This is a genomic window from Pseudoalteromonas sp. 78C3, from assembly GCF_002836695.1.
GTDB lineage: Bacteria > Pseudomonadota > Gammaproteobacteria > Enterobacterales > Alteromonadaceae > Pseudoalteromonas > Pseudoalteromonas arctica.
This window is the reverse complement of record NZ_PJAV01000134.1, coordinates 1-22,496: the sequence shown is the minus strand read 5'-3', so window position 1 is coordinate 22,496 and position 22,496 is coordinate 1. Positions and strand designations below refer to the sequence as shown.

Annotated in this window: 23 protein-coding genes; 8 read left to right on the top strand and 15 right to left on the bottom strand. The window is 39.9% G+C overall.

The genetic code is table 11. From position 1 onward, the window contains the following. Window positions 1-49: 49 nt before the first annotated feature. The 3 genes from CXF76_RS07890 to CXF76_RS07880 are packed head-to-tail and all read left to right on the top strand — an operon-like array spanning window position 50 to window position 3,154. Window positions 50-1,216, top strand: a complete 1,167-nt coding sequence (locus CXF76_RS07890; RefSeq protein WP_024608092.1) for an efflux RND transporter periplasmic adaptor subunit — start codon at window positions 50-52, stop codon at window positions 1,214-1,216. Next, a complete protein-coding gene (locus CXF76_RS07885; RefSeq protein WP_024599491.1) occupies window positions 1,216-1,923 on the top strand; it encodes an ABC transporter ATP-binding protein in 708 nt (235 codons plus the stop codon). Before CXF76_RS07890 ends, CXF76_RS07885 begins: the two co-directional genes overlap by 1 nt. After that, the gene (locus CXF76_RS07880) at window positions 1,916-3,154 is read left to right on the top strand and encodes an ABC transporter permease (protein WP_076925846.1); all 1,239 of its coding nucleotides are present in this window, start codon (window positions 1,916-1,918) and stop codon (window positions 3,152-3,154) included. Before CXF76_RS07885 ends, CXF76_RS07880 begins: the two co-directional genes overlap by 8 nt. Before the next feature lie 13 nt (window positions 3,155-3,167). On the opposite strand, the gene CXF76_RS07875 is transcribed toward CXF76_RS07880, so the two are convergent. From CXF76_RS07875 to CXF76_RS07860, 4 genes are all read right to left on the bottom strand, one after another. Then, window positions 3,168-3,497: a Bor/Iss family lipoprotein gene (locus CXF76_RS07875; protein WP_101163389.1), complete on the bottom strand. Its 330-nt coding sequence runs from the start codon at window positions 3,495-3,497 to the stop codon at window positions 3,168-3,170. After that, on the bottom strand, window positions 3,494-3,805 hold the full coding sequence (locus CXF76_RS07870; RefSeq protein ID WP_101163388.1) for a Bor family protein: 312 nt from the start codon (window positions 3,803-3,805) through the stop codon (window positions 3,494-3,496). Before CXF76_RS07870 ends, CXF76_RS07875 begins: the two co-directional genes overlap by 4 nt. A gap of 183 nt (window positions 3,806-3,988) precedes the next feature. Beyond that, window positions 3,989-7,567, bottom strand: a complete 3,579-nt coding sequence (locus CXF76_RS07865) for an ABC transporter permease/M1 family aminopeptidase (protein ID WP_101163387.1) — start codon at window positions 7,565-7,567, stop codon at window positions 3,989-3,991. Between the two features lie 9 nt (window positions 7,568-7,576). Next, a complete protein-coding gene (locus tag CXF76_RS07860; RefSeq protein ID WP_024591368.1) occupies window positions 7,577-8,458 on the bottom strand; it encodes an ABC transporter ATP-binding protein in 882 nt (293 codons plus the stop codon). Window positions 8,459-8,645: 187 nt separating this feature from the next. Between CXF76_RS07860 and CXF76_RS07855 the strand changes: the two genes are divergently transcribed. After that, window positions 8,646-9,323: a nitroreductase family protein gene (locus CXF76_RS07855; protein WP_024591369.1), complete on the top strand. Its 678-nt coding sequence runs from the start codon at window positions 8,646-8,648 to the stop codon at window positions 9,321-9,323. Here CXF76_RS07855 and CXF76_RS07850 read toward each other — a convergent pair. Beyond that, window positions 9,316-9,624, bottom strand: a complete 309-nt coding sequence (locus tag CXF76_RS07850) for an ArsR/SmtB family transcription factor (RefSeq protein ID WP_010554926.1) — start codon at window positions 9,622-9,624, stop codon at window positions 9,316-9,318. The two genes, CXF76_RS07855 and CXF76_RS07850, sit on opposite strands and share 8 nt — an antisense overlap. Before the next feature lie 285 nt (window positions 9,625-9,909). On the opposite strand from CXF76_RS07850, the gene CXF76_RS07845 reads away from it, so the two are divergent. Then, a complete protein-coding gene (locus CXF76_RS07845; protein ID WP_024591370.1) occupies window positions 9,910-10,254 on the top strand; it encodes a rhodanese-like domain-containing protein in 345 nt (114 codons plus the stop codon). A gap of 21 nt (window positions 10,255-10,275) precedes the next feature. On the opposite strand, the gene CXF76_RS07840 is transcribed toward CXF76_RS07845, so the two are convergent. The 5 genes from CXF76_RS07840 to CXF76_RS07820 form a co-directional block, all read right to left on the bottom strand. After that, the gene (locus tag CXF76_RS07840; protein ID WP_007584614.1) at window positions 10,276-10,671 is read right to left on the bottom strand and encodes a DUF1801 domain-containing protein; all 396 of its coding nucleotides are present in this window, start codon (window positions 10,669-10,671) and stop codon (window positions 10,276-10,278) included. A gap of 37 nt (window positions 10,672-10,708) precedes the next feature. After that, the gene (locus CXF76_RS07835) at window positions 10,709-11,254 is read right to left on the bottom strand and encodes a PH domain-containing protein (protein WP_007584611.1); all 546 of its coding nucleotides are present in this window, start codon (window positions 11,252-11,254) and stop codon (window positions 10,709-10,711) included. A 66-nt stretch (window positions 11,255-11,320) separates the two neighbouring features. Then, window positions 11,321-11,938 carry a LysE family translocator gene (locus CXF76_RS07830; protein ID WP_024608083.1) on the bottom strand — a complete coding sequence of 206 codons (618 nt, stop codon included), beginning with the start codon at window positions 11,936-11,938 and terminating at the stop codon, window positions 11,321-11,323. Between the two features lie 8 nt (window positions 11,939-11,946). After that, window positions 11,947-12,132, bottom strand: coding sequence for a hypothetical protein (locus CXF76_RS07825; protein WP_024591373.1), 186 nt, complete (start codon window positions 12,130-12,132; stop codon window positions 11,947-11,949). Window positions 12,133-12,147: 15 nt separating this feature from the next. Beyond that, window positions 12,148-12,546 (bottom strand): DUF3224 domain-containing protein, encoded by a 399-nt coding sequence (locus CXF76_RS07820; RefSeq protein ID WP_024591374.1) that lies wholly within the window; start codon window positions 12,544-12,546, stop codon window positions 12,148-12,150. 88 nt (window positions 12,547-12,634) lie between these two features. Here CXF76_RS07820 and CXF76_RS07815 point away from each other — a divergent pair, with 88 nt between their 5' ends. Continuing rightward, a complete protein-coding gene (locus CXF76_RS07815; protein WP_101163386.1) occupies window positions 12,635-14,413 on the top strand; it encodes an ABC transporter transmembrane domain-containing protein in 1,779 nt (592 codons plus the stop codon). A 44-nt stretch (window positions 14,414-14,457) separates the two neighbouring features. Here CXF76_RS07815 and CXF76_RS07810 read toward each other — a convergent pair whose 3' ends face one another. Next, window positions 14,458-15,090 carry an OmpA family protein gene (locus CXF76_RS07810; protein WP_007584604.1) on the bottom strand — a complete coding sequence of 211 codons (633 nt, stop codon included), beginning with the start codon at window positions 15,088-15,090 and terminating at the stop codon, window positions 14,458-14,460. A 190-nt stretch (window positions 15,091-15,280) separates the two neighbouring features. Between CXF76_RS07810 and chrA the strand changes: the two genes are divergently transcribed. Continuing rightward, complete coding sequence (gene chrA, locus CXF76_RS07805; protein WP_101163385.1) at window positions 15,281-16,435, top strand: chromate efflux transporter; 1,155 nt, start codon at window positions 15,281-15,283, stop codon at window positions 16,433-16,435. Here chrA and CXF76_RS07800 read toward each other — a convergent pair. The 4 genes from CXF76_RS07800 to speA are packed head-to-tail and all read right to left on the bottom strand — an operon-like array spanning window position 16,392 to window position 21,413. After that, window positions 16,392-17,651, bottom strand: a complete 1,260-nt coding sequence (locus CXF76_RS07800) for a mechanosensitive ion channel family protein (RefSeq protein ID WP_101163384.1) — start codon at window positions 17,649-17,651, stop codon at window positions 16,392-16,394. The genes chrA and CXF76_RS07800 overlap by 44 nt on opposite strands. Then, window positions 17,648-18,568: an acetyltransferase gene (locus tag CXF76_RS07795; protein ID WP_024608076.1), complete on the bottom strand. Its 921-nt coding sequence runs from the start codon at window positions 18,566-18,568 to the stop codon at window positions 17,648-17,650. The genes CXF76_RS07800 and CXF76_RS07795 overlap by 4 nt, the downstream gene beginning before the upstream one ends. A gap of 25 nt (window positions 18,569-18,593) precedes the next feature. Beyond that, entirely contained in the window at window positions 18,594-19,472 is an 879-nt protein-coding gene (locus CXF76_RS07790; RefSeq protein WP_101163383.1) for an acyltransferase, read from the bottom strand. A gap of 60 nt (window positions 19,473-19,532) precedes the next feature. Then, entirely contained in the window at window positions 19,533-21,413 is a 1,881-nt protein-coding gene (gene speA / locus CXF76_RS07785; protein WP_007584591.1) for a biosynthetic arginine decarboxylase, read from the bottom strand. Between the two features lie 198 nt (window positions 21,414-21,611). On the opposite strand from speA, the gene speE reads away from it, so the two are divergent. After that, complete coding sequence (speE, locus tag CXF76_RS07780; RefSeq protein ID WP_007584590.1) at window positions 21,612-22,475, top strand: polyamine aminopropyltransferase; 864 nt, start codon at window positions 21,612-21,614, stop codon at window positions 22,473-22,475. Window positions 22,476-22,496 lie beyond the last annotated feature (21 nt).

The window sequence follows — 22,496 nt, the reverse complement described above, 5'->3', positions numbered from 1 at the left end:
ATGGGGGTATGTATTGCCTCCGCATTACTTAATTCACGGATAGATAAAAATGAAAAAAGCAATAATCATCACACTCGCTGTAGGCGCATTTATAGCCCTAATTGTGTCAAAGCAAATTTCTGGCGATGAAAAACAAGCCGAAGTAAATATTGCTCAAGTAGAGCTAGGCGACATTGCTGACTCAATAATGGCTTCAGGTAATTTAGTTTTTAATACACAAGTGCAATTACGCTCTGAAGTGACAGGCCGAGTAGATAAAATATTTGTTCAAGAAGGCCAAGGAGTGAAACAAGGCGATATGTTAATGCGCCTTGATACAACCGCTTTTGAATCTGAAGTTACCCGTAGTAAAGCAATCCTTCGCGCCACAGAGATTGAAATTAAACATAGTAGAACACGCCTTACTAATCTAGAGCGACAACTTAAAAGACAAAAAGACTTATACGATGTCGGTTTAGGTAATCAAGAGAGCTACGAGAATATTGAAAGCGCACGCGATCTGGCTAAAATCGATATTGAATCACGAATAGAGTCGTACAACCAAGCACAAGCATCACTACAAATTGCGCAAGATCGCTTAAGTAAAAGTGTATTTAGAGCTCCAATGAGCGGCTTGCTTGCATCTGTAAATATTAAAGAAGGTGAAACCGTTATAGCCGGTACTACTAATATTATTGGTTCTGATTTGATGTTAGTAGCCGACCCAAGCGCTATTTTAGCCGAGCTACGTGTTGATGAAACCGACATTGCGAGTATTAAGCTTAACCAAAAAGCGAATATTTATGCGGCCGCATACCCCAATAAACCATTTAGCGGCACAGTAATCAATATTGGTACTTCAGCTAAAAACCAAGCAGGCTCTCAAGGTTTATCGTTTAAAGTAAAAGTATTACTCGATACTACTGAGCGCCAGCTATATGCAGGAATGAGTTGTAGAGCAGAGATCGCAACAAGCATTGCCGAAAATGGTCTAAAACTTCCAATAGAGGCAATCCAAAAAGAAGACGATAAAACATTTGTGTGGCGACTAAATAGCGATAATACAGTTAGCAAAATTGCTGTAACTGTTGGAATATCATCTGATATAGAGCAAGCAATTACTGACGGCTTAAATGAAGGCGACAACATTGTTATTGGTCCTGCGCGCCCAGTAAGTCTTCTGACTGAAGGTGATGTAGTAAAACTTAAGTCAGATGCAGACAAGGAAGAAGCCTAATGTCTGCGGTAATCAAACTTGAGCATATTAATAAACAATACAAAATGGGCTCAGAGGTATTTAAAGCACTTGATGATGTAAACGTACATATAATGCAAAACGAATACGTGGCGATTATAGGACCTTCTGGTTCAGGCAAGTCGACCTTGATGAACTTACTAGGTTGTTTAGATACACCCACCAGTGGCGAATACTACTTAAAAGACAAACTAGTAAAAAGTATGACCGAGACAGAGCTAGCTCATCAGCGTAATGAAAGTGTCGGGTTTATATTTCAAAGCTTTAATTTAATACCACGTGCAACCGCACTAGAAAATGTAATGCAGCCTCTAGTGTATCGCTTCATCCCTAGCAAACAGCGCAAGCAACAAGCCCTAGAAGCACTAAAACGGGTAGGTCTCGGTGATAAAGTTAATCATTTATCTAGCCAGCTATCGGGCGGGCAACGTCAACGGGTTGCTATTGCCCGCGCTTTAGTCACAAAACCACATATATTATTAGGAGATGAACCCACAGGTAACCTTGATAGTAAAACGACCCGCGAAATTATGGATTTGTTTGATGAGCTGCATAACGAAGGTCACACTATTATTTTAGTAACACATGAACAAGAAATTGCCGATCATTGCCAACGCGTAATTCGTTTAGTCGACGGTAAAGTGGTAAGTGATGTAACTAAAGATGAAGGAATCAAGCAGCATGTTTAAATCAGCTCTTGCGATAATGGAAGGCACTAAAGCCGCTTTTTCAGCTATTAAAGCTAATGCAATGCGCAGCGCACTGACCTGTTTGGGCATTATTATTGGTGTTGCCGCCGTAGTTACTGTAGTTGCAGTAATGCAGGGTTTTACAAAGCAAATAAATGATCAATTTGCTGATATGTCGCCAGATGTAACAACAATAAAGCCTTACACCAGTATTGAACTCGAAATGGTTGGTAAAAATGCCAAGCTTACCTACGACGATTTTTTAGCTTTAAAGTCGCGTATAAAAGAAGCTGAAACGCTAACTGCCCTAATGTTTACCTGGCGTTTTTCGGGAGGGGCTGAGTATGGAAATAAAAGCCATTCATCGCGTGTAATAGGTACTGAGCAAGACTATCAAAAAGCGTATCGTACTTACCCTGAACTTGGCCGCTTTATTCGTGCTGAGGACGATGATAAGCGAAGAAGGGTCGCATTTATCGGCCCTTCAATCATAGAAAAGCTAAACCTTCCTGAAAACCCAGTAGGTGAATATATAAAGCTAGGTGGTGAATGGTTTAGAATTATTGGCGTTGCTGAAAAACAAGGTAGCTTATTTGGTTTTGACCAAGACGATTACATTAATATTCCAATTAGTACCATGAGTGCTTTAGAAGGCGGAAGTACACAAACTAATGTGCAAATTATGTTTAGGCTGAATGAAGGTACTAACGAAGAACAAGTGCTTGCAAAAATAACCCGTGTATTGCGCCAACTACATAAACTAAAAGAGAAAGATGAAAACGACTTTGAATTTGAAACCGCTGAAAAATCTCGTGCCCAAATAGATAAATTTACCAGCAGTGCTACTGCTATTACTGCTGGTATTGTTGGAATAAGCTTACTTGTTGGCGGTATTGGTGTTATGAATATAATGCTAGTGTCGGTAACTGAACGCACACGCGTTATTGGTACATTAAAAGCACTAGGCGCAACACCTGGTTTTATTATGCTGCAGTTTTTAGTTGAAGCCGTTGTGCTTTCACTCTTTGGTGGTTTAATAGGACTCATTATAGGATATGGCGCCGCAGGGCTTATTTCGTTTTTAGTCCCTAGTATGCCTGATGCATATATACCAGCATGGGCTGTAATACTATCGTTCGGATTTACATCAATGATTGGGATTATATTTGGTTTAGCCCCTGCTATTAAAGCAGCAAGACTAAACCCTATAGATGCACTGCGTTACGAATAACTATTTTAAATAATTATTTAGCTTTAAATGGTACCTTATTACATTGTACTTCTACTGTTTTAGGGTACCAAGCTGGGCCGATTTGATTCACAACCACCTCAGCTAAACCATTAGTAAACGATTTATACGTATGAACACTTTGCCACTCCCCTTGTGGGCAATGTGTTGTTAAATCTAACGGCTCTGATCCCTCGTACAACGCAAGTGCAAAATTATGATGCCACTGTGAGCTTTTTAGCGTTTTATTGCTTACTTTGCTCTGTATACCGTTATCAAAGTAAATATTTGTACACCCCGTTAAAATAATCAGTGTGCAACCGGCTGCAAATAGCTTGATGCTCATAATGTCTCCCCTAGTATTTGCTCTTGGCACCACACTTTAATGGTATGGGGCGAGTATATTCCAAGCGTAATTAAACTCAGCGCTCCATCACTAAACGTTTGTTGTGACTGCATTTGAATAACCGGTGTATTTGAACATATTTGTTTTACGTCTACCCGCTGCTCACCCACTAATCCCCATAAATAAAATGGGCGGCTATCTTCGAAATTAGCTTGGCTCGTTATTTTTGCTGTTGCCTGTGGCTGAATGGTTACCGCAGAACAAGCACTGAGGCTTAATGCTATCGCCCCTATAATTAATGGTTTCATACTCTTCCTTATAAACTAAATACCAGTAAGGTAACTTTATAAGAGAACATAAAATATTAGCGTAAAAAGCTGTGGGGAATATGTAGAAACGCTATGAAGTTTTATACAGTTTATTACACATAAGGGCCGCATAAATGCGGCCCTTAAAGTAGTCAACTTAAGTGGTTAGTAAATAAATAGACGTTAGAATTTAGCTAAATTATTTTTACTGTCTTTGTCGACCAGCTTAATGTAAGGATCTACCCCCGCAAATAATGGTTTTTCTTTTACTTTTAGCTCAATAGTATTGGTACCAGACACTATTTGATGCTTTTGCGAGTAAATAACAAAGTCTTCAGCTAGTAAGTTTTCAGGGTCGTCGCTAAATAATGCAATATCAATTAGCTCATCGAGCGGCTGCTCTGTTTCTTCACCTTGTCCATCGGCATGCTGCTTAGTTGCTTCAACGCTCAGTGTTACCGTATAAAAACCTTCGCTATCAACATCATCTGTAACCGACACTTCTTTCATTTCAAGCTCATAAAGCGTTATATATTTAAACTGATCATCAATAAAACGTTGTTCAGCTTGTGTTGCATCTCGCTTTAAATAACTGAGTAAATCAAGTGTGGTTGGGTATGGCGTTGATTGGTATTTAAACTCATTCAAAAATGCTTTAAGTGCGGCATTTAAGCGTTTTTCGCCTAAGCGGTCATACAAAGCCATCATCGCAACTGAGCCTTTATTATAGTGAAGATACAGCTGACCCTGCGTTTTATATAGCGGCATTTCTTCAAAGGCTTCGCCAGTACGGCCCATTAAGTATTTATCTAGCTCGTACTTTAAGAATTTACGAAGCTTCTCGGCGCCAAAGCGTTTTCTTAGCACCATTAGCGCACTGTATTGCGAAAGTGTTTCAGAAATAACAGCACTGCCCTCTACATTAGCCCCTGATACTTGATGCCCCCACCATTGGTGCGCAACTTCATGTGCGGTTACATAGTAAGGTAGGTCAACTTTACTCTCATCTCTTAAGTCTGTAATAAAACCAATACTTTCAGAGTAAGGCACCGTATTGGCAAAACTTTGCGCAAACGAGCGATACTTAGGAAATTCAATAATACGTAACTGCTTATGCTGATACGGGCCAAAGGCTTGTGTGTAGTAATCTATTGAGTCTTGAACTGACTCAATCATGCGGTCAACATTCCATGCATGATCTTTGTGGTAGTACACCTCAATATTTACCCCATTATGCTCAACTTTTTTACTTTCAAGTTCAGCTGAAAGTACAGAGTAAAAGTTTATAATTGGAGCATCCATTTCATAAACAAAAGTACGGCGCCCGTCTTTTACACTCTCACTTTTTAAGTAACCTGGTGTAATAGCAAATTGCGACTCATCGGTGGTTACCGTTGCCTTATAGTTTATAAAGCCATTAGCAGGCCCAAACTCATTTTGCGTATAATAGCGGCTGTCTTCTAGTTTATGTGCGCGCTCAAGCTCAGGTAAATCGTGCTTGCGGCGCTCATACTTATCGGCAATTTGAAAATACTTTTGATAACCAAAATTTGGTAATAATTCTCCATTATTTACAAATGTACCGTTGTACACGAGTTGAGTATCAGATCTTCTATCAACAAAACCGTCGTGTTCACGAGAAACTAAAAGCTCACCTTCGCGTACTTCATTAGGCATTAGCGGTTGTTCAAACTCAAACCATACCATGCCAAAATCGGTTAAACGCTCTACTATTTTTCCGCCCGCCATTTTTACATCCCAGCTTTTAGATTGGCTAGGCTCATTAATTAACACACGGGTTATTGGCTCGTTTGCGGTATTGGTAAACTTAATTTTAGCCACGGCATTTAAAGCACGCTTTTTAGGATAAATATCAATGTTTAAATCAACATCAGTTATTATAGGCAGTGGCAAGTCTTTGTATTGTGAAAACTCTTGCTCATACCTTACTTGTAGCGCTTCGTTATCATCACTTGTTACAAACTCGTTGATTACACGGGTGTTGTAATAAATGTTATAACCCGCGCCCACAAATACCAATAAACTTATAACGGCTGCAATCTGGCCTTTTAAAGACATGTTGTAACGTACTAAAGATAAACGAGTACGCAATGTTTGCGACGGGCCGCGATGCCATAAAGCAAACCCTACAATAGCTAAAAACACACTCAATGCCCCCCAATATAGGGTATACCAATGCGCGCCTTGTAAAAAATGTCCATAACCGTTTATATCTGAATACGGTACGCTACTGCTTTGGGAAAAATGATACATATGATGCTCAAACCCGTAAGCACCCATTACCATTTGAGCAATGTAATACAGAATAAATAAACCCATACCTATGTATTTATTAGGGCTAATTATTTGTAAAAAGAACGCCAATATAGCCATCATAATAAAAGGCAGTAATGTAAGGTAACCCAACCTAAATAAGTACTGGCCAAGCTCTAGGTTAAATTGCCCCTTAAACAGTTGCACTGCAATGGTAAACATCATGCCTACTAAATAAAGACCACAAACTGCAGTGATTAACGCAATAATTTTAGATACCCAAAACACACTGTTATGCACCGGGAAACTGTCAACAATATCACCCATACCACTGTGGCGTTCTCGCCAAACCAGCTCTGCGCTGTAATAAGCAATAATGATAAACATAAACAAAGCGGAGGAGTTTTGAATAATGCCCACCATGTTTTGTGTAAGCGGCCAATCTGTTGTGCCATACGCGCCAATAGGCGCAAAGAGTGGTGCGAGTAACATAGTAATACTGACACCCGCTAAAATCATAAAAGGGGCACTTAATATAACCTGCTTAAGTTCAAATAAGCTGCGCATTACTAATTGCGATTGCGTATTTACCCCTTTTGACTTGTAATTTTTAGCGCTGCTAATAAGTGCTGCTTGTTTATTTTTTACAAACGTTGAGACAGCAAATTGCTTTTTCTGTTTTTTACTTACTACGCGATTACCTAACTTTCCGAGGCCAAAAAACATCGCTAAACTTATTGCTACCCATAAAATACGGTTAATTAAAAAATCGCCCGAGAGCGTTAACACTTCGGTATTTTTATCACTTACAGTCCAGTAACGGGTTAAGTCAATTAACGAACCGAGGCCGAATGGATCTGCGTAAACAACAATATTTCTAAACGCTAAATCATCAAAATAGATACTCGCCAATTGGTAGGTTATATAAATCACTACGGCCGTTACATATACCGCCATCATGGTTTTAAAATAGACCGCCACACTATTAAAAATAGCACTGAGTACCAGTAAGCTGGGTATTGCTAAATATAAAAAAGGCGCTGCGTAATATATAAACTTATTAGGGCCTACTAGCTCACTATCAAGCCAGCCAACCAACAAGCCAAATTGAGATCCCAAAAACACGCCTAATGGCACAGTTAAAAAAACAACTAGCACAACCAAGTAAGCACCAAAAAAACGTCCTGATTGATAAGCAAGAGGGTTAACGGGCTTACTAAAAACCAGCTCATCCATTTTGCTTTCACTGTTGCGAATAGCAGAGCTGGCAACAAAGTTAACCACTAAAAACATAGCGAGTGTACAAAATGTAACGGTTAAAAGCATAATAGAGAAAGGCGAGTTCATATGAACATTCGCCCCACCTAACGGGAACTTACTACTAGAGCTTATAAAAAACGCCATAAAAAAGAAGATTAATGAGGTCACATAAAACGAAGGCTGGCGCACAAAATAGCGCAGCTCAAACGCGAGCATATTAAAAAACATAGCGCCCCCTTATGCTACTTGGCTGTTACGATGATTAAGCAACGTAGAAAAATACACATCTTCTAGGTTTGCACTGCTGAGCTCAAAACCTTCAGGGGCTTGATCGGCTAATACATGTAATATGGTTTTCCCTGCAAATAAGCGCTTAGAAATAACAGGCAGTTGCGGTTCAAGCTCTAGCGCTTCCTCTTGGCTCATGGCTTTGCGCCAGATTTGCCCTTGGAGTTTATCGGTAAGGGCAAGTGGGTTGCCCTCTAATAGTATTTTGCCGCCGGCCAGTACGGCCATGTTTGGGCAAAGCTCTGCTACATCTTCAACAATGTGAGTCGATAATATAACGACTTTTTGCTCACCTAAGCTTACTAACAAGTTATGAAATCGATTACGTTCCTCTGGGTCTAACCCTGCTGTTGGTTCATCAACGATTAGTAAATCAGGGTCGCCTAATAACGCTTGAGCAATACCAAAACGCTGGCGCATACCGCCCGAAAAGCCACTTACGGCTTTAGAGCGATGTTGATATAAATTAGTGTGCGCAAGTAATCCTTCAACCGACTCTTTACGCTCTGCTTTATTATGAATACCCTTTAAAACAGCCATATGATCTAGCAAGTCGTAAGCACTAACGCGTGGGTAAACACCAAAATCTTGCGGGAGGTAGCCTAAACGTTGGCGCAGACCCTGTGGGTCTTTAAATACATCAATGCCATCAAAAGTAATTGAACCTGAATCAGCCGACTGCAGTGTTGCAATGGTACGCATTAGCGATGATTTACCTGCGCCATTTGGCCCAAGTAATCCAAACATCCCTTTGCCGATAGATAAATCAACACCTTGTAGTGCATGTACGCCATTATCGTAGGTTTTAGATAACCCTGTTATTGATAGCATTTTTACTTCCTTGAATATGAGTAATTATTTTTATAATGTTTTATATCACAAGCAAAACAGGAACATAAGTTACTTGTTAGTTAAATTTGTAACAACAAATAAACATAATTTAAACTCATAACACTTGCCTGCACTGTATTCACTCGGTATAAAAACCACATATACTTTTTATAAGAAGCGAAAAGCCATGCAAGATCACCAAAGCCAACCATTAAACGACTTTATAGAATACCCACACGACGAAATGCTAAATCGTGCTAACGAGTTTTTACAAACCAGCCAACGCCGCCATAGCATTCGCAGCTTTAGCGATCGCCCAGTACCAAAAAATATTATTGAAGCATGTATAAAAGCAGCTGGCACAGCACCAAGTGGAGCGAATCATCAGCCTTGGCATTTTGTGGCTATAAACAGCAGTGATGTAAAAAAACAAATAAGAGAAGCCGCCGAAAAATTAGAGCGTTCTTTTTACGAAGGCAGAGCAGGTGAAGAATGGTTAGATGCGCTAAAACCGTTAGGTACCGATGCTAATAAGCCTTATTTAGAGCATGCACCTTGGCTTATAGCTGTATTTAGTCAAAAAAAGGGGGGCGTAAGCACCGATGATAAAAATACGAATTATTATGTGCATGAGTCTGTTGGTTTAGCTACCGGCTTTTTAATTCAAGCTTTGCATCGTGCTGGTTTGGCAACCCTTACTCATACTCCAAAACCAATGAGCTTTTTAACCGACATATGTAATCGCGATAAAGATAACGAACGCCCATACATGCTACTTATTGCAGGTTACCCAAGTGATGATGCAACAATACCGGCTCATGCACTGGATAAAAAATCTATCGATGAAATAGCTACGTTTATTTAGTATTTTCTTGTCGGCAAAACCACTCATATAGCAAAGCAATGATCGACTCAACTTTTGGATCGGTCAATGAGTAATAAATAGTGTGCCCTTCTCTGCGAGTAGCAACCATATCTGCCTTGCGTAAACTTGCTAAATGCTGAGATAACGCTGACTGTGCTAAAGGTACATTTTTATTTAGCTCACCTACACTTTGCTCACCTTGTAATAAACTACATAAAATCATTAAGCGATTTTTGTTAGCCATTAATTTTAAAAACTGTTCGGCTTGCTCTGCGTTGACAGCTAGTTGTTCAATATTCATTTTATTATTTCTCTTTTTGATACCTTTTTAAGTATAGACTTTTACATTAGTAAGTTCTAATATAATTAACATTAGGTTTTACTAATATTAAGATGGCCATGAAACTAGCGATGCCATTTTATTAATCGGCGGAAGTGCTGTAGCAGTATCCGCACTATTAAGTTACTTTATATAAAGTAACTTTCAGTTTTTAACGTTATTTATAAGTATTAACTCAATTCAACCTACTTATACCAAGTAGCACCTATTAATGTCTTTTTTAAGAAAAAGAGGATTTACAAACTAATGCTTACATCAATCCCTGACTTACTAAAAATTATCACACCTAACCAACGCCGTATTGACGCAGCGCAAGCAAAACTCGAGCTTGAACAAAATAAAGGTTTACTTATTGATGTGCGAGAACCTGCAGAGCACGCGACAAAATCGGCTGCCGGCGCTATAAATATTCCGCGTGGATTACTCGAGATGAAACTAATGGAAATAGAAAAAGACGCAGCTCGCCCTATTTACGTGCACTGCGCAAGTGGTGCACGCGCAACGTTGGGAGCAGAAGCATTAACGCGTGTGGGTTATGAAAACGTGACTGTTATTACCTGTGACGCAAACCAAATATGTAGCGTATTTTAAGTATCTACTAAGTACTTATAATTATGCGCCTAACAAAGGTAGGTGTTTAACGCTGTGATAAGTCAGTGCTAATTTAATACACTCTTTAACTGGGTGTTCTGGTAATGGCTTTTCACTATTTAACACTATTGCTCTATTTCCTTCAAAGGTAAGATTATGAGAGTACAACTCTCTAAATGTGCTTACTAGCTTTGATTGGCAATGAAAAAACAAATAACACGATGAGCCCTTTAAGCCTACGCGAATGGGGCTGCCATTTATTGTGTTATAACTTGGCTCTCCCCACTTTAAAGACTCTTCAACAGCTCCTAAGTTTTGCTCTTGTGCTACGGTATAAATTAACTCTCGTAATTGTATAAGCGTACTTTTAGCTGCCTCAGGATAATTATTAAATATATTTTTTATATCCGTATTCATAAAAACATCCTTATAAGTATTACAAGTTTAAAACAGGTTACTTTTGCTGCCTTTCATCAACTAAAACAAGTAGCATCTGCTCAATATTTTTAACACTATAAGTAAGTGCTCTCAGTAGCTCTTTCTCACTTTGCTCTGTTGCCTGCTGCGACGTTTTACCTTGATTAGCCAATACATCTTTTTGCTCAAGTATCGCCTCTCTAAACTCACTCGCATTAACTACACCAAGCAAAGACACTAATGCACCATTTCCTGACTGCCCTGCTGTTTCAAAGCTTAAACGATATAATCCAAAAATTCGCATGAGCGGTCCTTGGCTTAATCCAACATCAGTTATTTTTTCAAGCGGAATCGATTTTTCTTCTTTAAATAATATGCCACGTTTAACAACTAGTTTTTGCGGTAATAAATCAGCCGACATAGCTGCGAGTATTCGCCCGCCCACCAGCCATACAATCGCTAAAACAATGGGTAACAACGGAATAGTCACCAGCGCTAGTACACTAAAAAAAGCGGCCATTAGCATCCAGTATTGCTGAACCTTCGGGTCGAAAGATGCACTTTTTAAAATATGTTTTGTCATTGTTTTAATCCTTTATCTATATAACTACAAATACACTCTGCAAACTTCAATAATCTCTACTCAATCTTACAAACTAATAACGACTTTTATAGCAAGAGCAATAAACACAACCCCCAGTATTTTATCAAGCCATGGGTTCTGCTTAGTAAAACCAAAGCGATTTTTTGAAACCTCAGTAAGTACTGCAACTAGTAAATACCAACCTGTATCAATTACAAACACGGTTAAGCACATAATAATGCCAATGCTTAAAGTGAGATTTTGCGGGTCAATAAACTGTGAGAACAAGGCTAAAAAGAAAATAGCGAGCTTGGGGTTCAAAAAAGCAATGGCAAAGCCATCTTGTAATGCTTTAACTGCGCTTATCTCACTTTTTTGTACTTGCAGTTCGTCATTATTGGGTTTTGCTAATAGTATTTTTAAACCTAAATAGGCTAAATACCCAGCGCCTAAATATACAAGTACTTGGTATACCGTTGGAAACTGAGCCATCAATGTCCCCAAACCAAGTAACGAAGCTGCCGCATAAAGCCCAACACCCACGCCATGGCTAAGTGCAGCAAGCATACCGTTTTTCATTCCGCCACTCATTGTATGCTTTAGTACAACTGCAAGGCTTGGGCCTGGCGACATTGCACCCATCATGCATACAACTACTAAACTAAACCACGCTGCTAATGTCATTCTTATCCTTATAGTTCATCGTTTTCTATTAATAATATATAGGCCGTTATTTGGCCTTGAAAAGCAGTCGCAGTATTTATACTTATTACTTTCCAACCTTCTTGATTTAAGTGGTATATGCGCTCATTCAAAGCATCTACATCAATGCCGTTACTAAAAAAACCACGCTTTTTAAATTCTACTATTTTTTGCATTGTTTGTTATCCATTTTATAAGCGGTAGTCAAAGTCGTAATAGTGAATGCCCTGCTCAATGCGTATTTTCATACTGCCAGTTAATCCTTTTAGCTCATTTGTGCCTGAATCAGGAATAACATTTAAAATAAGACTGTCTTGTCCTTTATTCATAGTGCCAAAGTGTTGCAGTACAAAACTGCCCTGCTTACCTTCAAGCTCACCTATCACTTGCTCTATTGCCACGTAACCTGCACTGCCTTGGGTAGACGTCATTGCGCTAAGCATCTCGCCTTGGCTTGTAGCATTTAAGTCACCTTTAAATGTTTTATCGATCGACATACGTCCTAAGTTAATACCTTGCTGCCCTTTGGCATAACCTTCAATAGGCGCTAAAGCCACTGTAAATTCACCGCTTATTATTTTTGTTGTCATAACAATTCCTTATTGATGATATTTAATACTATTGATTTTTAATCCGATGATGCCATATCTATACCTTAACCTTTAAAAAGAATCCACTATGTCAAAAAACACCTCTGCATCCGAAAAAGCCGCTTTTAGCAGCTTATTACCTGTTTTTGCTTTTATAAAACCTTACAAATGGATGGTAGTAGCTGCGCTAGCCGCGCTATTGGTCACTGCGGGTGTTAACTTGTCGTTGGGGCAAGGTGTTAAGTTTGTTATTGATCATGGATTTATTGCAGGCTCTAAAGATCAATTACAGCAAGCTGTACTGGTACTCATTGGCTTAATCAGCTTATTAGCGATCGGTACCTTTAGCCGTTTTTATTTAATGTCGTGGATTGGCGAACGGGTAAGTAACGATATTAGAAAAGCAGTGTTTAATCGCATTGTAACGCTACACCCTAGCTACTTTGAAGAAAACCGCAGTGGCGAACTTATGTCGCGTTTAACCACCGACACCACATTACTGCAATCAATTATCGGCTCATCATTTTCTATGGCACTGCGCAGTGTACTTATGTTGATTGGTGGCTTAGCTATGCTGTTGTTTACTAATTTAAAACTTACCTTAGTGGTTGTAGCCTGTGTACCGCTGGTACTTGTTCCTATGATGATATTTGGTCGCAAGGTACGTAAACTAGCAAGCTCTAGCCAAGATGCCATTGCCGACATAAGTACCTATGCAGGCGAAATCATACAAAATATTAAAGTAGTGCAAAGCTATAGCCATGAAGAACAAGAGCAGCATGCCTTTGCGCTTGAGACCGAAAAAGCCTTTAACGTGGCTAAAAAACGTATTAAGCAACGTTCATTTTTAATAGCCGTGGTGATTTTTTTAACCTTTAGTGCCATTAGCGCTATGCTATGGGTAGGTGGCAACGATGTACTTGCAGGTACTATGACCGGCGGCGAGTTAGGTGCATTTGTATTTTACGCTATTATGGTGGCAATGTCGGTGGCAACCGTTGCTGAAGTATATGGCGAACTACAACGTGCAGCTGGTGCTGCGGCAAGGTTACTTGAGTTACTTGCTGTTAAAAGTGAGATAGAAAACCCGCTAGATCCACAAGACGATAGCTTACTGCAAAACATTAACAGCCCTGCTATTACACTTGAAAATATAAGCTTTAACTATCCTTCTCGTCCAGACGTGAGTGCGCTTAATAAAATAAGCCTAAATATAAATCAAGGCCAAACCGTGGCAATTGTTGGCCCTTCTGGCGCAGGTAAAACAACGTTATTTGAATTACTACAACGCTTTTACGATCCGGCTAGCGGAGCTATTAAGTTTAAAGATGTAAACATTAAAGATTTATCGCTTAATACTCTGCGTAATAAAATGGGCATGGTAGCGCAAAACCCTATTTTATTTAGCTCCGACGTAATGCATAACATCCGCTACGGCAACCCAAGTGCAACCGATGAGCAAGTATATTCCGCAGCAAAGTATGCGCATGCCGATGAATTTATCAAACAGTTACCGCAAGGTTATAACAGCTTTTTAGGTGAGCAGGGTGTGAGGTTATCGGGTGGGCAAAAGCAGCGTATTGTGCTTGCACGTGCCATATTAAAAGACCCTGAAATACTTCTTCTTGATGAAGCCACCAGCGCGCTGGATGCGCAAAGCGAACACCATGTACAAGCTGCACTTGAGCATTTAATGCAAAACAGAACAACGTTAATTATTGCCCATAGGCTGGCAACGGTAAAACATGCAGATGTAATTGTAGTAATGGAAAATGGGGAAATCATAGCAACGGGTACTCACCAAGAGTTGTTAGCAAGTAACCCGTTGTATCAAAAACTGTGTGAATTACAGTTTAATAAGGATTAGGGTCTGTTGACCTTTCAAGGTTAAATTTGCAAGGTTCAAGAACCCTAACCTTCGGTATTTGGCACTATCTGAATTTCTACGCGACGGTTTTGAGCGCGGCCATTTGCACTATCATTAGTTGCAATTGGGCGTGTTTCGCCATAGCCCATAGTGCTAACACGTGTAGCCATAATTTGTTGGTTCACTAAGTAGTCTTTCACACTTTGTGCGCGTTCACGCGATAGGTTCATGTTGAAGCTATCTTTACCCGTACTGTCAGTATGCCCTTGCACACTAAGGTAGGTTTTTTCGTACTTGTTCATTACTTTAGCAATCGCATCTAACGTATCGTTAAAGCCTGATGAAATATAAGACTGAGCAGTCGCAAACGTAATGTTTGATGGCATTACTAAACGTAAGTTATCGCCTTCACGCACTACTTCAACACCTGAACCTGCTAACTCATCACGAAATGCTTCTTCTTGCTTATCCATGTAGTCGCCAACAGCAGCGCCCGCCAGTGCACCAATAGCTGCACCAATAAAAATACGTTTATCTTTATGATTACCCGTAGCCTTACCTAATACACCTCCGGCTGCGGCGCCTATAGCGGCTCCTTTACCTGTGTTATTCATTTCACAACCAGAAAGTAATACAGCTACTACGGTTACGCTTAAAAGTGATTTAGTTAAAGTCATGGTGATACCCTATTCATTAAGAATTTAGCAAGAGTATGCAAATACATGTATGAACAAACTATGAAGAGAGTGTTAAAAGCAACGCATCTTGCTTGATTGTTAAACAGACCTCAAACTAATGTGCCGTTTTAATAAAAATGTCATACTACGCTGTGACAATTTAATGAATTTTACAAAGGATATTGGCGCAATGTTAATTGCTATTTTTAGACAGTTTTTTTTACTAGGGTGTATGAGCTTTGGCGGCCCTGCTGCGCATTTAGGTTATTTTAAACGCCACTTTGTAGACTCGTTAAATTGGTTAACTAACACGCGTTACGCACAACTTATTAGTTTAAGCCAAGCACTGCCTGGGCCAGGCTCTAGCCAAGTTAGTTTTGCTATTGGTGTTGAGCGTGCTGGAGTACTGGGTGGTATAGCTGCTTTTGTAGGTTTTACTCTGCCTTCGTTTTTAATAATGGTGCTACTTGCGGTTAGTGCTCATCAGTTTGACGCTGTTTACTTTGCTATTATTGCAGGCTTAAAGTTATTTGCCGTTGTTATAGTTGCTGATGCAACACTTAGTATGGCTAAAAGCTTTTGTACAAGTGCTGCGCTTAAGTTACTTGCGGTAATGAGTACACTTGCTTTGGTGTTATTTCCAATGATGGGAACTCAAATCGCTATTTTAATAACCGCTGCAACAGTAGGTGCTATATGGCCTTTATTAAAACTGGGTACAGCCACAGAAAATGTTAGCAGTACAAAAAGTAACATTAATTGGATTGCACTGGGATTATTTGCGATCTTACTTGGTGTTAGCTTTATTCCACTAGGGCATGAGTTTGCTTTGTTTACCCCTTTTTACCAAGCGGGTGCAATGGTTTTTGGCGGCGGACACGTAGTACTGCCGGTACTTCAAGCTGGTGTGCCAGCATTGAGTGATGATCAGTTTTTAAGTGCTTACGCGAGTGCACAAGCAGTGCCTGGGCCTATGTTTACTATTGCTACTTACTTAGGCGCACAACTTACTACTGAGCAACCTTTCGTGGGTGCTCTTATAGCTACACTGCTTATATTTATGCCTGGTTTTTTACTTATACTCGCATTCCAAAAGAGCTGGATTAACTTGGCAAGTAAGCCACGTTTTGCAAGCTCAATAGCGGCGCTTAATGCCGCGGTAGTAGGTTTTTTAGCGGCTGCACTGTATTCGCCAATTTGGACATCAGCGGTGCATAACCTTTGGCAAGTTGCGTTAGTAATAATTACATTTGCATGGCTGCGATTTAAAAAGCCACCTATTTGGTGGCTCTTAGCTTTATTTATTGCTGTGGGTCTTTTACAACACTATTTGCCATCACTCTAAATGTTGGCTTATCTGTTTGTTGCTCGTTAGGTGGGCTTAATTGCCCACTTACACTTTGATACGCTCTAAGCCCAAACACGGGTAATACCGCAAGTAAATGGTCCATTATTTCGGCTTGTAAGTGCTCGTACGAAATCCAGCGTTTGTCTTCACTAAAGCAATAAAACTCAATAGGTAAACCATGGTTTAGTGGTTGTAGCTCTCGTACCATTAACGTAAGCGACGTATTAATTTTACTGTGCTGTTTTAAATAGCCTTCAGCATAGCGACGAAATAACCCTAAATTAGAAACCTGAGCAGGTAATGTCGTCACTCGAATATAGTCGTGCAGCGGAATAGCCGCATCAATTTGTTTTCTAAACTCATCACCCACTAAACAAATGCTGTGCATATCAATATTGAGTGAGCGTTTAATACGTCTACCGCCCGACTCTTGCATGCCGCGCCAGTTTTTAAACGAACCCGCAACTAGCATATAAGTTGGAATAGTTGTTATGGTGTTATCCCAATTACGTACCTTTACAGTATTTAAACCCAAATCAATTACTTCGCCATCGGCGCCGTAATTTTCTACTTGAATCCAATCACCATAGGTTACTAGGCGATTTGCTGCTATTTGAATACTGGCTACAAAGCCTAAAATAGTGTCTTTAAATACTAATAACGTAACGGCAGCAATAGCACCAAAGCCAGAGAGAATATAAGTAGGTGACTTCTCAAGAAAAATGCTCACAATTAAAATTGCACACACAATAAAGGTTATTAGCTTAACAACCTGAATTAAGCCCTGAATAGGGACCTCGCGGGCAAACTCTAACTGGTTATAAATAGTACCCGCAATGCTCACAATACTGCTAAAAATAAAACCAGCATAAATAATAAGCAAAGCTTGTCCTATCGTTTTTAGTATTTCTCCTGCAATTTCATTAACTGGGTATACGCTATCAAACGTAGCTAAAAACAATACGCAGCACAGCATTCCGGCAATACGCTTATTTAGCTTATTAAGCATAGGAGAAAGCGCACCAATTCGCTCAGGAGAAAGCCTCGTCACTATTTTTTGAATGCCAGGTAACATTAATCTACGAGTAAATAAGTAAACAATTAATAAAGAAAATATCCCTATTGAGACTGCGGTAATTGAGCTAAGAAAATCCGCGTCGGGTACTTTTTCAAACCAAGGAGCAATTAATTCCTGAAGATGGGTGTTGGTCATAGTGTTTCAATTTCCTTACTGATTTGTGGTTCAGGTAAATCTTGTTGAGCATAAATGTCGGCAAGCTGCTGATCTTTAGCAACCCATAGCTCATTCACATAATGTTGAAAATTTGCTTTAAATACGTCATCGCTTTGATAGCTGCCCTGCATATTGTCATTAATGGGCGTTACGTCTATTGAAACATAAATAGAATCTAGCTCACCTTTTAGCAAGTTACGACAAACGTGATCTGTCTTACCGCTATATACTAAACTTGTATTAAGCATGGCATCAAATTGATCGGCTAATACTTCAAGCGCAAAAGCAATGCCGCCCGCTTTGGGCTTTAATAAATGTTTAAAAGGACTTTGTTGCAGATTATGTTTGGCTGGCGTATAGCGTGTACCTTCAACAAAATTAATGATGGTAGTAGGATGATGACGAAAATTACGACAACTACGCTTCGTGCGCTCTACATCCAACCCTTTCAACTTTGGATTTTTAGCTAATTGCGCTTTGCTTACCCGTTTCATAAACGGCATACCCATAGCCCACGCACCAGTGCCAATAAAAGGCATGTATTTTAACCCGTCTTTTAAAAAGAACTTAGGGGCAGGCAATGCATGTAATGAGCTAAGTACAGTTATATCTAACCAACTCGCGTGGTTACAAATAAGTAAATACCAACTTTTTGAGTTTAAGTCGCCACTTATATCAACCACAATATTAGGGCAACCTAACCAAAGCCCTAAACGGTTGCCGTTACACCAACCTCGGTAAGCGCTGTGTAATATAGAGTTAACCACAGGCAAAGGCAGTAATAACTTAATAAGGCCCAGTACAAATACTAGCGAGCCAAAAAGTATCATGTTAGAAAACAATACGCAGCCTACAATTAAGCCGTTAAGCCAATTTGGTAACCACTTTTTTAGCATAACTGTAAGCTCATATTTTTACCTTTTACTTATGGGTTTTTTCGAGCGATTGCAGTGTTTGCTCTTTGTTTTCCCATAAGCGATTTAACTCGCTTTGAAAGCGAACTCTAAATTCAGAATCACCTGTGTAGTCACCAATAAGCTCTTCGCTTACCGGCCTTACTTCCACGTGTACGTTGATATTTTTTACCTTACCACCAGCAAAATCCATAAAAGTAGGAATACCATCTGGGTACTGAATGGTAACGTTAACCACTTTAGTAATTTGCTCGCCCATTGCTTGCATTACAAAAGCAATACCGCCCGCTTTTGGTTTTAATAAATGTGGGAACGGGCTATTTTGGCGCTCATGCTTTTGCGTAGTAAAACGAGTGCCTTCTACAAAGTTAACCACACTTACTGGCATCTCTTTAAATTTTTCGCAGGCTTTACGTGTGGTTTCTAAATCTTTGCCACGCAGCTTTGGATTCTTTTTTAATTGGCTTTTACTCGTGCGAGTCATAAACGGAAAATCAAGCGCCCACCAACATAAACCTAAAATAGGCACGTAAATAAGCTCTTTTTTCAAAAAGAAGTTTAAAAATGGAATTTTTCGATTAAACACACGTTGTAATACTAAAATATCGACCCAGCTTTGGTGATTTGCAATTACTAGGTACCAATCTTTTAGTTTAAGGTCTTCAAGGCCAGTTACATTAAGTTTAGTTGGCGTAAATAACGCTTGATTTAAGCTATTAAAGGTAACCCAAATAGTTGCAAATTGCTTAGCTGCCCAGCTCATAAGCTTTTGTAGAGGCTTAATAGGGATAAGCTTTATAAGCCCACAAACAAAAATAGGCACAAACCAAAAAAGTGTGTTTATTGTGTAAAAAACAATACTAAATACACTGCGAATAACTGACATTACTTCCATTCCTTTAAACATTGCGCAGCCACTAATACTGCGCTTTCAGTTGCTTACAAATTAATCTTCAAAATAGGTATAGCCTTCAAGGCCTGCATTAAGCTCAGCTAAATAACCTTCTTTACACTGCGTCGATACATCAAGTTTATTAACTTGGTACGCAAAGTTGTCAGCTAAAATGGCGCTATCATAGTCAACAAACTTTAATACATCCTTAACGCTATCACCTTTTATAGCATTGGTTAACACGTAGCCATCGTCGTTAAGCTCCACGTGCACCGAATCAGTGTCACCAAATAGGTTATGTAAATCACCTAAAATCTCTTGATACGCGCCTACCATAAACATAGCAATGTGGTATTGCTCACCGTGTTTATATTCTGGTATTGGTAGGCTGGTTTCGATACCAGCGCCTTCAACGTATTCACGGATTTGCCCGTCAGAATCGCAGGTAATATCTTGAATAATCGCGCGCTGAGTCAGTGGCTGAGTTAAGTTTTCGATTGGCATAACAGGAAACAACTGCTGAATACCCCATACATCAGGCAACGACTGAAATAATGAAAAGTTAACAAAGAGTTTATCAGCAAGCTTTTCGTTTAAATCGTCGAGTACTTCACGGTGCGCGCGCGCATTATTACTAAGCGATGCACGTACACGATGTAAAATAGTAAAGTAAAGCTGCTCTATTTTCGCCCACTCTAGCATGCTTACTAAGCCATGCACGTACTGATCGTGCGCTTCGCTAAATAAGTGCATAGCGTCGTGATAAATCTCTAATGCCATACGCGGGTTTAAACGCTGTAAACACTGCCACATTTCATCAAGCACTAATGCGCTATTTTCAAGCGGTGGCTCTGGATTTAAATGATTAGGCGCTTTTTCTACGTCAATTACATCGGTAATTAATACCGCATGGTGAGCAGTTAAAGCACGCCCCGACTCGGTGATAATGGCCGGATGCGTAAGGTTATGCTGATCGCACACTTCTGCAAATGCATTCACTACATTACGCGCGTACTCTTCTACGGTGTAGTTCATTGAACACGCACTACGTGAGCCAGAGCCTTCGTAATCAACGCCCAAACCGCCGCCCACATCAACGGTATTTAACGGTACGTTTAACTGTGTAAGCTCAGCAAAGTGGCGTGCACATTCACGTAAAGCACGGTGAATATCACGAATGTTGGCAATTTGAGAACCAATATGAAAATGCACCATTTGCATTAAGTGCAGCTTATTATGCTTTTTAAGCACTTCAACAGCACTTAGTACTTGGCCTGCTGTTAAACCAAACTTGCCTTTTTCGCCGCCCGTGTTTTGCCACTTGCCTTTGCCTACTGAGTTTAGGCGAATGCGAATACCAATAGCCGGTTCAATGCCTAGGTTGTCTATTTCTTCAAGTAGTGTGGTCAGTTCTGAAAGCTTCTCTACCACAATTTTTACGCTGTGGCCCATTGCTTGACCAATACACGCTAGGCGTAAAAACTCACTGTCTTTATAGCCGTTACACACTATTGTGATTGGCTCTTTTGCTACACCCAAAATAGCCATAAGTTCTGGCTTTGAGCCTGCTTCTAGGCCAACAAGCCCGCTTGGATGCGCTAATAGTTTACTTACTACAGAGCGTTGCTGATTTACCTTAATTGGGTAAACACAGGTGTATTTTCCGTTATATTCACGATTTGCTCGCGCTTGCGTAAACGCGTTAGTAAGGGTGTCTACACGATTTTTTAAAATATCGGTAAAGCGCACTAAAACCGGCAACGTTAAACCTTGTTGTTTAAACTGCTCTGTTAATTGCGTTAAAGAAATGGCCGGTTTTGTTTGGTCGCCATCTGGGTAAGCCACCAGTTCGCCTTGTGCGTTAATATCAAAATAACCATCACTCCAATGAGCAACGTTATAAGTGGCGCGTGCTGTTTCTAAACCCCAGGTCATGGCAACTCTTCTTTAGTCAATTAGGTATAAAGGCGCATTTTAATACGTCACTATCCACTAGGCTAACAAAAATTGAACTTTCACTCACTCCTAACTAACTTTATTCGTCAAATCAGTTAAAATGTCATTGAGCAAAACGCCAAGCACTGGCAGAATTGCCCCTTTTTCATACTCAACCTAAAAAGTGTAATAGTAACTATGGCAAATTTAGATCAAAGTAAGTGGTTTACTGAAATTAGCGACCGCGATGGCAGCGCATTTTCATTACGTATTAATAAAAAGTTAGATGAAAAACAGTCTCCTTTTCAAAAGGTAGAAATGTTTGAAACCACAGACTTTGGTAATTTAATGATCATCGACGGGTGTACTATGGTAACAACCCGCGAAAACTTCTTTTATCATGAGATGATCAGCCACCCTGCACTTTTAGCGCATCCAAACCCTAAAAACGTCGTTATTATTGGCGGCGGCGACTGCGGTACTTTACGCGAAGTATTAAAACACCCAGGCGTAGAAACTGTAACGCAAATAGATATCGACGAAGTAGTAACGCAAATGTCGTTAAAATACTTCCCAGAGCTTTGTGAATCTAATAACGACGCCCGTGCAACTGTTATGTTTGACGACGGTATTAAATACATGCGCGAAGCCGCTGGCGAATCTATCGACGTAGTCATTGTTGATGGCACAGATCCGGTAGGTCCAGGTGAGGGTTTATTTAACCATGCGTTTTACACAAGCTGTTTAGATGCACTGCGCCCAGGTGGTATTTTAGTACAACAAAGTGAATCGCCACTTATGCACATGCCATTATTAGTTGAAATGCGCGAAGCAATGCTAAGCGTAGGCTTTAACGATTTACAAACACTGCCATTCCCACAACCAATTTACCCAAGCGGTTTATGGTCAGTAACACTTGCGCGTAAATCACAAGCATTTGACGGTTTTAGAGAAGATGCAGCTGCAAATATTGCGCAGCATAGCGAATACTACAACAACGGTATTCACCATGGTGCACTCGCTACACCTAACTACATGAAACGCGCATTCGATAAAAAATAATACCAACCTGCTTATATATAG

Bases quoted from the DNA above. Each gene is read 5' to 3' on its own strand.
- CXF76_RS07790 (WP_101163383.1), bottom strand. From the start codon at position 19,472: ATGTCAGTTATTCGCAGTGTATTTAGTATTGTTTTTTACACAATAAAC.
- CXF76_RS07830 (WP_024608083.1), bottom strand. From the start codon at position 11,938: ATGACATTAGCAGCGTGGTTTAGTTTAGTAGTTGTATGCATGATGGGT.
- CXF76_RS07865 (WP_101163387.1), bottom strand. From the start codon at position 7,567: ATGTTTTTTAATATGCTCGCGTTTGAGCTGCGCTATTTTGTGCGCCAG.
- speA (WP_007584591.1), bottom strand. From the start codon at position 21,413: ATGACCTGGGGTTTAGAAACAGCACGCGCCACTTATAACGTTGCTCAT.
- CXF76_RS07875 (WP_101163389.1), bottom strand. From the start codon at position 3,497: ATGAGCATCAAGCTATTTGCAGCCGGTTGCACACTGATTATTTTAACG.
- CXF76_RS07800 (WP_101163384.1), bottom strand. From the start codon at position 17,651: ATGACCAACACCCATCTTCAGGAATTAATTGCTCCTTGGTTTGAAAAA.
- CXF76_RS07870 (WP_101163388.1), bottom strand. From the start codon at position 3,805: ATGAAACCATTAATTATAGGGGCGATAGCATTAAGCCTCAGTGCTTGT.
- CXF76_RS07890 (WP_024608092.1), top strand. From the start codon at position 50: ATGAAAAAAGCAATAATCATCACACTCGCTGTAGGCGCATTTATAGCC.
- speE (WP_007584590.1), top strand. From the start codon at position 21,612: ATGGCAAATTTAGATCAAAGTAAGTGGTTTACTGAAATTAGCGACCGC.
- CXF76_RS07795 (WP_024608076.1), bottom strand. From the start codon at position 18,568: ATGCTAAAAAAGTGGTTACCAAATTGGCTTAACGGCTTAATTGTAGGC.
- CXF76_RS07815 (WP_101163386.1), top strand. From the start codon at position 12,635: ATGTCAAAAAACACCTCTGCATCCGAAAAAGCCGCTTTTAGCAGCTTA.
- CXF76_RS07850 (WP_010554926.1), bottom strand. From the start codon at position 9,624: ATGAATATTGAACAACTAGCTGTCAACGCAGAGCAAGCCGAACAGTTT.
- CXF76_RS07885 (WP_024599491.1), top strand. From the start codon at position 1,216: ATGTCTGCGGTAATCAAACTTGAGCATATTAATAAACAATACAAAATG.
- CXF76_RS07860 (WP_024591368.1), bottom strand. From the start codon at position 8,458: ATGCTATCAATAACAGGGTTATCTAAAACCTACGATAATGGCGTACAT.
- CXF76_RS07820 (WP_024591374.1), bottom strand. From the start codon at position 12,546: ATGACAACAAAAATAATAAGCGGTGAATTTACAGTGGCTTTAGCGCCT.
- CXF76_RS07880 (WP_076925846.1), top strand. From the start codon at position 1,916: ATGTTTAAATCAGCTCTTGCGATAATGGAAGGCACTAAAGCCGCTTTT.
- CXF76_RS07835 (WP_007584611.1), bottom strand. From the start codon at position 11,254: ATGACAAAACATATTTTAAAAAGTGCATCTTTCGACCCGAAGGTTCAG.
- chrA (WP_101163385.1), top strand. From the start codon at position 15,281: ATGTTAATTGCTATTTTTAGACAGTTTTTTTTACTAGGGTGTATGAGC.
- CXF76_RS07810 (WP_007584604.1), bottom strand. From the start codon at position 15,090: ATGACTTTAACTAAATCACTTTTAAGCGTAACCGTAGTAGCTGTATTA.
- CXF76_RS07840 (WP_007584614.1), bottom strand. From the start codon at position 10,671: ATGAATACGGATATAAAAAATATATTTAATAATTATCCTGAGGCAGCT.
- CXF76_RS07855 (WP_024591369.1), top strand. From the start codon at position 8,646: ATGCAAGATCACCAAAGCCAACCATTAAACGACTTTATAGAATACCCA.
- CXF76_RS07825 (WP_024591373.1), bottom strand. From the start codon at position 12,132: ATGCAAAAAATAGTAGAATTTAAAAAGCGTGGTTTTTTTAGTAACGGC.
- CXF76_RS07845 (WP_024591370.1), top strand. From the start codon at position 9,910: ATGCTTACATCAATCCCTGACTTACTAAAAATTATCACACCTAACCAA.